Here is a 10,031-nt window from a genome sequence, read left to right as displayed (position 1 = left end):
TCCAAGTTATATTGCACATAATAATACTCAACAGGAACTTTGCTACTTTGGGAATTATTTCTTTGACAACTTAAAGTCGTTAGAATTAAAATCAATATGAAGATTATTTTTCTCATTCAAAATGGCATACAACGTTCTCGCAGTATGCTGTCGTGGCAGTTTCTTTCCGACGGGAAAGGAACTGTCAGGACAAAAGAGCCTGACCGCGAATGTTGTAATATTTTATTTAAAATAACTGCCATGCAGTATGACTGCGTGTTAGCTGTAGTGCTTTATTTGTAAGTTTCGGGTGTTATATCGTACTTGACAACAAACACTCCGTTCTTATCTCTATAATTATAAATTAATGTTACATCGTTATCTCTAAAATATTTTAAATCAGGATTGGTTTTTACATTGTTAATTATATTTGGTCTTACATACTTTGCTGCTGTATCTAAGTTTACTTCATTAATCGTATTTTCGATTAAGGTGTAATTGTATTGAAAACAATTATTTGGCATTGCAGCAACGTTATCTAATTGTGTAAATTGGTCCACCATTACAGGACAAGTCTTATTTATTTCATTTGCTGTTTTTGCTAAGACTTTATCTAATGTAGGAGTGGGGAAAAAGAAATATTGAACAAGATAGTATGCTAAGAAAAATGCAATTACTCCTACTAATGAACCAACTAATTTTGATCTTTTTGATTTTGGTTTTTCAATTTTGTCAACAATTACCTCTCCCGGCTTCTCTTTTTTTATCTCATATCCACAATTCGAACAATACTTATTTGTATTGTTATTCTCAGAACCACAGTTTGAACAAGTAATTTTCCCCATTATTTATAAGTTTTAAAAAATTAGTTTTTGTTTCTTCGCATTACCGCTAACGGTGAGTATAAGAATAGTAGCCGACTACGTGGCACTTTCCTGTCAAGTTACACGAAAGTTGAAGCGGACTACAACCTTTGAATTTACTACTGTCTCGGCTATTATTTTTATACATTGTTAGCAGTTGCCCTTTATTATTCATGTCCCTGGATTTTGGAATAAAGCTGAAATTGTCATTTTCATCGCTTTTGTAGCATCTTTCTCTAATTGTTTCTGATTATTAAACCAATCATTCATTTCAAGTATTGGTTTGTCAATATTAACATGAACATATTTATTGCGTAATTGTCTTAACCAATCAATTCCTTCACCTTCATAAAGTTCCTTTAACAATTTTGCTGTTCCGATGGAAGTATCCATTGCTTCAGTTTCTCTCAAATGTGCATCTATTACAGATACAGACATTATAACAACAGAAATCCAAGCACCTGAACAATACGAAATTTGCATATCCATAAAAAGAGCTGTGGAATGGTCGCTTAGAAGATATGAAAATCCAGTCTCAGCTTTTTCCAATTCTTTGTCAATCCAATCTCTGCGTTCTAGCCATTTTGCTCTATTGGGATAATCAAATAAATCCATATTATTTTATTTCGCTTAAATAATCTATAATTTGTTTTGCATTTTTAGTAACAAAAGATATTTGATTTTCTGTTACTTTTTCTCCATGGATTGCATAATTACAAATTGAGAGTATTTCTCTTAGTATTCCATAAAAATTGCCATTAATTATTTCTGATTTAGATAGTTCTTGAATTATTCTTGTAATTGGTATGTGTCTGATTCTATCGTCAAATTCAGTTCTATTAAATCTTTCTTCCCAAATTCTTCTAAGTTGTTTTTCGATATTATATCTTACTTGAAACATCAATAGATTATCTTCTGGAACATCAATTCTGCTCGCAATTTTCGCATCTTTTGAAACTGCCACGGCTCCATGAGTATAAAATTTAACACTTAGTATTCGTTCAATTTCATCTTGTAACTCTGGTAGTTTATTATCTGGCGGGGGAGGACCTAATGTTTGAAATGTCTGATTAACTGTCTGTGTTTGGCTATTTTTAATTTCATTTTTGATGTCTCCAAATTTAATATCTAAGTCATCTTTAAGTTGGTTCAATTCCTTTTTCAGTTTTATTCCAAAAAACTCAATTTCAGAAAATATTGGAACAAGCATAAGGACAATGAAAATCAAGAACACAAAAATATCAACAGGAACCGATTGCCCAGATGTTATTGCCTCAAATCTCTTGAATAGAATTGTCCCTGTCAATCCAAGTAATAATATCCACCATATTATTTTAAACCAGTTTGGTAATTTCATAATGCTGAGTCTTTTTTTGGGTTACTGCTAACGGATGGCGGTAAGAAATCGTTGCGCACTTAAAAGCATTTCAGTATCAAGCCGCTAAGCCGTTGATTAAGTGTTATGTTGCTCAAATATAGCACTATCTGCGCAATGTTTTTTACCGCGTGTTGTGCCCTGTGCTTTTTACATTTTCATCAATTAATCTTATCAGTAGGGGTAATTGTTTTTTCCTAATTTTATCAATATTAATTTCAAGCTTTTCATCATCCGATACAATCTCAATGAGCTTATCATTTTTATTTACATTAATCACAGTATCCCATTTTATCTTAATCGAGTCATACATCCCCCCAGGTCCTTGATATTTTATTTTTCTGCTAGATATTAGAATATAGTTGTAGCGATAAAGAAACATAAACATTATCCAAAGTATTGCAATCAAATGATGTTCATTTAATCCATGCCATGTTGTTTTTTCTATAGTTTGAATGGTTGAACGATATATCTCAATCGAAGCAGGTAATAAAACAATCAGTCGAATCCAGCTAAATTTTTTATATTGGAAAATCTTACGAAAACCTAAAATAATTAATATTTCTAATGGTAAAATTATAACAGTAAATAATATAGAAAATGATATAAAGAATATAAATCCAGATGTATCATTCCAATCAAATTTGGATGTCAGGAAATAAAAGTCAATAATCACTATAATTAGTAGTAATATCTTTATTAAGCTCCCTAATTTCATAATATCCCTATTTATCATCTCTAAGTCAAATGGTTAAATTAATTGTATCAGTCATTCTCAGCATTGGGCACAACGTTCCCGCGGTATGGTGTCGTGCGGTTGACTGTCACACGAAGTGTAGATAGTCAAGCCGAAAACGACGGCATACGGAATGTGGATTTGCAGATTAAAAGCAAAACCGCATGCACTATGACCGTGTGTTGTATGCAGTTATTATTCATTATTTCGTAATCTTCATTATAACCCAATTTCGACCATTCGTCTTAATATTTCTCTCTCGATTTTTATAAATTAGGTTTACAATTTCCTTTTTAGAATTAGCTATTATTGTATCATTTTTAGTCACAATTCTGATATAATTAATTTTCAGATCAGATTCTTTAATTTTTGTGTTAAAAGTCAAGTTGGTAAATTTTGATAATAATATAAAGGCGCTATCTGGTTCTATTATTTTAGTAACACTATCAATATTATTTAAAGTTGGATAATCAGTAATTTTCATTTTATTGAACTCTTCAATTCCCGGTTTAATAGTCAACATTACTTTATTTATAGAAGTATTGTAAATTGCCAAACGTTTAAAACCTTCGCAACTTGTCAAAATAATCAAAGAGAATACAGCTGCCAATATTTTAAATAAGATCTTCATTTTCATAATTGCATACAACGGTAAATTGTATGAGTAGTGGCAGATTGCGGGCTTCTTTCCTGTCAACCCGCTACGTAGTTTGAGCGGGCTACAAACCTTGATATTTACCACATTGCCTGCCATTACTTATACAAAGTGTTATGCGCTTTTATTTACTTTTTCTCTAAAATCCATTTATCAAGAAACTCATTGACTTTCTCAATATAGTTAATAGCTTCTTGTTTTGTCTTTGTCTGACCTGAATGCCCCGAATCATTCCTACCAACCCTTATTTCATCAAGCAATTCAATTTTTAAACTTTTGGGATTTTTAAATCTGTTTGACATTTCTGCTGGTAATGGGATTAATTCATCATTACTTAGTGGACTTTGAATTGCTGTTCCTGTTTTATATTTTTCAAGAGAGCCTTGAAATTTCCCAAGCATTAATTTTTTAACATCTGTAATTCCAATTGCAATAAATATCTCCTTTAATTCATTCTCTATAGTTCTTCCATACTGAATTATGACTGGCGAAAAATCACTTGTTTCATGAATTGTATTCAATAAAAATTGTCCAGAAGATAAATATTTAACACTAATAGCAGATATTTTAGAAACATCAAACCGAGTATTTATAATCGTTTGGTATATTTGAATATCTAATTTATTAGTATAATCATCAATCTTTTGTTCTAATTCAGATATCTTATTTTCATTTTCTTCTTTATTCTTTTTTAGCTCATCAAAATCATGTAAAAATCTATCTCTTTGAATGTTTAACAAACTTAATTCTAGAGAATCATTTTCATCAAAAAAACCTCCGTCAAAGATTTGATAGTTTATGCTACCGTCTTGTTGAATATTAACGCTTGAAATTTGTTTATTATCTTGATTTGTATCCTGTGGATGCCTGATATAAAATATTTTAATTTTCTCTCCGCTTATTTTATCGTCTGCAACTAATGTTTGAAATTTCCTTATTAAATACTCACTATGAGTTTCAATTACGAACTGTATATTAAAATCATTATGAGCTTCTACAAACATTTCTGCTAACAAAGACTGCCACTTTGGATGAAGATTTGTTTCTGGTTCCTCAACTAATAACATGCTTGGATTATAAAAATCATACATGTACTCTCCATCTTCATCATAATCCTCAATCGTTCTTTTGTTGCTTTCTGCTAATACACTTATTTGAATTAGGATAAGTATCAATTGTTTAATGCCGTAACCAAAATCAACAAGGTCTCTTTTTGCACCTTCAAATGTGACAACTGAAACACTAATTAGTTGATATTTTAATGTGTAATTAACAGAAATTTCCTTTCCTATTTTTAAAAGCTTTTAGATATTTATTAATGAAACTTGAATGCTGAAATTCATTCGAATTATAATCTTTTAATAATTTAATAAATGGAGAGTTATTGGTTGCCGTATAAATTCGTGAATTTTCCTCTCGTATTGTTGACAGGTAATTTATTGAATTAACTCTTTGAATTAATGTTTTCCAGCTTGTCTTGAAACAGTTTTCAAGTACTGAATATTTACTATCATTTCTTTCTGCACTATTCCAATTTAAGTTTTCTTTTAAAATTTTTAACGCATTATAATAAACAAGGTCTTCTATTTCTGAAGGAGGATAGAAAAATCTTCTGCATCAAAATCTCTCTCTCCGATATGCTCTTTTCCACTAAGCGAGCTTTTCTCATTAATTACTTTATCAAGAAAATCATTCCATGTTTTTAAATCAATTTCATTCTTGAAAGAATTTATTAGCTCAGAAGGTAAAAGCCAGGTGTTTTCAAGATGTTTGTCTGCATTTTCTAGCCATTTTCTATTGCTCTTATTCTTTAAATATATCTCATAAAATTTCAACAATTCTTCTAAATATTGTTTCAGTTTATCTAGCTTTATATTCCAATCAATATATCCAACTAGAGGATTCTCCATTGGAGGAAAAAGAAAGAAATGTGATGAAAATATATTAGTTTTCTCTTTGCCCTTTTCCTTTTTAGTTCTTTCGTATTCCTCTTGTTTTTGTTTAAATTCTACCTTATAAGCTTCTTTCTCAGAATCAGTAGCCTCTCTATATTTGAAAGACAATATTTCTATCTTATTCTTTTTATCAATAACCTCTATTTCTCTTAGCTTAGCTTGATAGACATTCTTATGTGATGGCACTTCAAATTTTAATGAAATATAAAAATTCTTGATGCCTAGAAATATAAAAGGCAGACAAATTGCAATTTCTCTGTTTTCCCTGTTGAATAAAATATTATCAAAGTCTCCTAATAAATGTTCTTGTTTTGTTAAATCTAAATCAAATGGATATTCATTTCCCGCCATACTATCTTTAAGCATTTGAAGAAACTTTATTATCGAACTCTTTCCAGAATTATTTGCTCCAGTTAGAATACTTATTGGAGCTATCTCCTCTAAAATTCCATTATTGTCATCAAAAATTCGAAAATTTTTTAATCCAATTATATCAATGGGTCTTATCATAGCTATTCTGTTTCAGATGTTCTAATTGCGCATAACGTTCCCGCAGTATGCTGTCGTGGCAGTTTCTTTCCGAGGGGAAAGGAACTGTCAGGACGAAATAGCCCGACTGCGAATGTTGTAATATTTTATTTGAAAGTACTGCCATGCAGTATGACTGCGTGTTAGCGGTTGTTTTTTAATTTTTATCAAGTATAATTTTATAATTATCAATTATATCAAATCCTAATGCTCCTTTTCGTATTTCTAATATTATTCCTTTGGCATTTTCAATAAGCTCCTTGTCTGAAGTGTAAAAAACAAGTTCTTTTTCAAAATCGGCATAATCAATCTTTATAGTCGGTTGTCGTTTACTTGTAATTCTATAACCAGGTAGCGAACTTTTCGACTTAATTGTCAATTTATGTTCTGTTGTATCATTGTCGGATAGATAATAGTTTGAAGCCAAGAATAAATAACTTACAATAAATCCCATGGATAAAATGCTTTGTATAAATGGGAGAAAATTTCCTCTCAAATTATAAGTTGATTTATAATGTTTTTTAGTCAATGTAAAGGTTGCAATGCCAGCAACTACAACAATAATCCCCAAAATGCTAATATCAATAAGAGTCTTTCGATAAAGAAAAGTCTCTAAATACAATAATGTCAATCCAAGGAAAAGAGTAACCGTATAAAATCCTTTCCAAAAACCATTATTATCGATATGTCTAATTGATTGTTTCATGTTTTTTCAAATAACCGCTAACGGTTCCGCGGTATGAAATCGTTGGGAATCGCGGCGTTGTGTACTATCCTTCGTGACCAGGTTTGTTGCGTGACTCAATGTTTCTCTTTGTTACTGCACCCCAATGTTTTATACCGCGTGTTGGCAGTAGTGCTTTATTTCATTGTTTTAAAATAATCCTTTACTTCATTCCCAGATCTGAAAGCTTTTTTCTCAATCAGTTCGTCAGTATCTGAGTAATAGTATTTTATTGTTATACCTATCTCACCTGACCCGAAACCTTCTTTCATTATAATCTGTCCTTTATTATTATAATCAAATTTGTATCGTTCAATTATATTTCCTTCCATATTGAATAACTCATATAAAATTATCTTTCCGTCTCTTCGGTAAATATTACGAGTTAAGTACCCATTTTTGCTATTGCTCTGACATTGATTATATTTCAGTTCCGAAACTAATGAATCATTTCTATCATATGATTTATAAATCAAATCACACGAACTTTTAATAGAATCAGTCCTAACGATGTCCTTCAATCTGGTTTGAATTGTGTCATTTTGATAATATTTAAACTGTCCAAATTTATGTTCATTGTCATCTAACTGTGCATAGCAACTTGAAAAAAATATTAAAAGTCCAAATATGAAAGAAAATCTCATCGTGTTCTGTTTTTTAGTACGAGTCAGCATTACTGCCAACGTTCCCGCGGTATGGTGTCGTGGCAGTTTCTGTCTGATAGGATAGGAACTGTCAGGACGAAAAGAGCTTTGCGCGAACGTTGATGTTTTTTGATTAAAAATACTGCCATGCACTATGACCGCGTGTTGGCAGTAGTTTTTTTATTGAATTTCAATCTTTGTAAGTTTGTTAATATTCATTGGAGTTACAGGAAGTGTAATGAAATGAGATTTACTTCCATAAACTAAACTATCTCTTAAGAAGACCGAATCAAAATATAATTGTACATGACGTCCAGTGCTATCAGTTAATCTTATCCCAGTTTGGGGTTTAACAGTAAAGATTACATCTTTTCCATTCTTATCTTTACACTTGAGGGTCTCGATGCCATTATAAAAATTTTTACCACCTTTTAAAGCAACACCAGTAAGTCCAAGTCTAAAATCATATGCGTCATTAATTTTGTTTGGATCAATGTTTTCAAGTTGCTCTTTAAAACTATTTTGAGTCATATAATAAGTCGAACAAGAAGTCATGAATGCTAATAAAAATGTCAATGTGTAATAATACTTTTTCATGCCGTATGTTTATTAATTACTTAATTTAAATCTTTCCATACTGTAAAGATAGCAGTCATTATTTATTTCATAAATCTAGGTGTAATGCACAGTCCTTTTTGAAAATTACTGCCAACGTTCCCGCGGTATGGTGTCGTGGCAGTTTCTGTCCGATAGGATAGGAACTGTCAGGACGAAAAGAGCTTGCAGCGAACGTTGAATTATTTAGTTTAAAAGTACTGCCATGCACTATGACCGCGTGTTGGCGTGTCGTGCTTATTCATTTTTTCTATCAAATATCACTGGAATTGTCCAAATTAAATTAAATGGTTCTCCATGATTATACAATATATGCCATTCAGGAATTGATTTCACTACTCTCAATGCTTCTTTGTCTAGTGTATCATTAAATCCACGGACAATCGATACACTATCAATTTGTCCTGTTTTAGAAACTTTTATAATCTGAACAAATACTCGTGCTTTATCAATAGTATCAGGCAAAAGAGAGTGATTTGTATTTGTCTTAATATAATCAATCAACAAATTTTTGTCTTGTGTATATTTAGATTTTTTAGATTTAGAATTATCAAAATAATTGATACTTTTTAATATTCCATTGGAAAAGACAAATTCTCTCTCAAATTCATAAATCGAGGAATATCCCATATGCTCGTAGTGAAGTAATTTTCCGTAAGGATTATAAATTGAATAATCGTACCAGTCAGCAAATATTTTATTTTTTATATCTCTATCATGAAATATTAATGACAAATCTATGCTTGATGAGTCTCCTAGAATATTTATCAGAAATAGGCTATCATTTTTTAATTCCCAATATCCAATATACCCTCTCCAACAGGAGGTTGAATTGTAGTCAAATAAACTATCAGGTCTTGGATGAGTGTCAAAATAACTTTCCAAGGGATTAGCATATATTGAAAGAGTGTCACCCTTATAAATCAAAAAATCAGGAATTTGAGCAGTCCCGTAGGATTTTTCAATCGAAACAGATAGTGTAATCAAAGTTAGTATGTAGTAAAATACTTTCATATTTATCAATGTATCGGCCGGTTCCTCAGCATGCACGCCAACGTTCCCGCGGTATGGTGTCGTGGCAGTTTCTGTCCGATAGGAAAGGAACTGTCAGGACGAAAAGAGCTGGCTGCGAACGTTGAATTATTTAGTTTAAAAGTACTGCCATGCACTATGACCGCGTGTTGTAACCAGTGCTTTTTTTTAGTAGTTAAAATTTTATTCATTTATTGAGTATTCTTTTAAAGATATTTCACTTGATATCTCTCCATCATTTAATAGAATCCTTTTAATAATGCCAATTTCGGAATCTACAAAATACTCAAACATGGAGCCTTCTTTGAGATGAACACAATTGAAGTTGCCAGCTTTAGTTGTGATAAGTGTATCCGTATTAATACATTCAATATTACTTGAACGTGCAACTAATCCTTCGTCTCCAGAATAGATTATATGATTATAATTCCAAGAATCACCAGCAGAAACGTCTTTCTTAAATTGTATTGATTTATCAATAACAGAACTTCCCAAATATTTTCCTCCATACTGAATTAAATTTCCTTCTGAGTCATGTCCCCAGTAAATATTAAATTTATTTTCGTCAGTTATATTTTCGTAAGCAATTAATATATATGCTTTGTACGATTCACCATCTATTAATACTGATGTATCTTTTACAATGGTCTGTGTTTGCTCTTTTATAATTGAGCTACTCGGTTTAGAAGATTCATAAATCCATTCGTTTCCGACAGAAAGAGGTATTAGCACCTCTTTAATTATTTCTTCATTATTCTCTGTACATGATATTAAAGCTAATAAGCAAATCAAAAGGTAATTTCTAATTCTCATTTTATTAAAGCTTAGTTTGTTTTAGCATTGGTTACAACGTTCCCGCGGTATGGTGTCGTGGCAGTTTCTGTCCGCCTTGCCTTTCGTAGCCTCGGCGGAGCAAGGTAGGATA

The 10,031-nt window shown here is 31.2% G+C and carries 12 protein-coding genes; all 12 read right to left on the bottom strand.

Annotation, left to right across the window (positions count from 1 at the left end):
- Positions 1-272: 272 nt before the first annotated feature.
- On the bottom strand, positions 273-824 hold the full coding sequence (locus ACE01N_RS19755; RefSeq protein ID WP_380592678.1) for a zinc-ribbon domain-containing protein: 552 nt from the start codon (positions 822-824) through the stop codon (positions 273-275).
- Positions 825-1,013: 189 nt separating this feature from the next.
- Positions 1,014-1,457 carry a hypothetical protein gene (locus ACE01N_RS19750; RefSeq protein WP_380592676.1) on the bottom strand — a complete coding sequence of 148 codons (444 nt, stop codon included), beginning with the start codon at positions 1,455-1,457 and terminating at the stop codon, positions 1,014-1,016.
- A 1-nt stretch (position 1,458) separates the two neighbouring features.
- Positions 1,459-2,199 carry a hypothetical protein gene (locus ACE01N_RS19745; RefSeq protein WP_380592674.1) on the bottom strand — a complete coding sequence of 247 codons (741 nt, stop codon included), beginning with the start codon at positions 2,197-2,199 and terminating at the stop codon, positions 1,459-1,461.
- Between the two features lie 142 nt (positions 2,200-2,341).
- The gene (locus tag ACE01N_RS19740; protein WP_380592672.1) at positions 2,342-2,935 is read right to left on the bottom strand and encodes a hypothetical protein; all 594 of its coding nucleotides are present in this window, start codon (positions 2,933-2,935) and stop codon (positions 2,342-2,344) included.
- Positions 2,936-3,155: 220 nt separating this feature from the next.
- Positions 3,156-3,584 carry a hypothetical protein gene (locus ACE01N_RS19735; RefSeq protein WP_380592670.1) on the bottom strand — a complete coding sequence of 143 codons (429 nt, stop codon included), beginning with the start codon at positions 3,582-3,584 and terminating at the stop codon, positions 3,156-3,158.
- Between the two features lie 152 nt (positions 3,585-3,736).
- A complete protein-coding gene (locus tag ACE01N_RS19730) occupies positions 3,737-4,855 on the bottom strand; it encodes an AAA family ATPase (RefSeq protein ID WP_380592680.1) in 1,119 nt (372 codons plus the stop codon).
- A gap of 336 nt (positions 4,856-5,191) precedes the next feature.
- On the bottom strand, positions 5,192-6,073 hold the full coding sequence (locus tag ACE01N_RS19725) for an AAA family ATPase (protein WP_380592668.1): 882 nt from the start codon (positions 6,071-6,073) through the stop codon (positions 5,192-5,194).
- A gap of 175 nt (positions 6,074-6,248) precedes the next feature.
- The gene (locus ACE01N_RS19720) at positions 6,249-6,797 is read right to left on the bottom strand and encodes a hypothetical protein (protein WP_380592666.1); all 549 of its coding nucleotides are present in this window, start codon (positions 6,795-6,797) and stop codon (positions 6,249-6,251) included.
- 155 nt (positions 6,798-6,952) lie between these two features.
- On the bottom strand, positions 6,953-7,459 hold the full coding sequence (locus tag ACE01N_RS19715; RefSeq protein ID WP_380592664.1) for a hypothetical protein: 507 nt from the start codon (positions 7,457-7,459) through the stop codon (positions 6,953-6,955).
- 180 nt (positions 7,460-7,639) lie between these two features.
- A complete protein-coding gene (locus ACE01N_RS19710; protein ID WP_380592662.1) occupies positions 7,640-8,056 on the bottom strand; it encodes a hypothetical protein in 417 nt (138 codons plus the stop codon).
- Positions 8,057-8,311: 255 nt separating this feature from the next.
- A complete protein-coding gene (locus tag ACE01N_RS19705) occupies positions 8,312-9,088 on the bottom strand; it encodes an energy transducer TonB (protein WP_380592660.1) in 777 nt (258 codons plus the stop codon).
- A 201-nt stretch (positions 9,089-9,289) separates the two neighbouring features.
- On the bottom strand, positions 9,290-9,919 hold the full coding sequence (locus ACE01N_RS19700; protein ID WP_380592658.1) for a hypothetical protein: 630 nt from the start codon (positions 9,917-9,919) through the stop codon (positions 9,290-9,292).
- Positions 9,920-10,031 lie beyond the last annotated feature (112 nt).

The organism is Quyinboa ferrireducens (assembly GCF_042436675.1).
Lineage (GTDB): Bacteria > Bacteroidota > Bacteroidia > Bacteroidales > UBA5342 > JBHJHP01.
The sequence above is the reverse complement of the archived record's forward strand: the minus strand, read 5'-3'. Positions and strand labels throughout refer to the sequence as shown.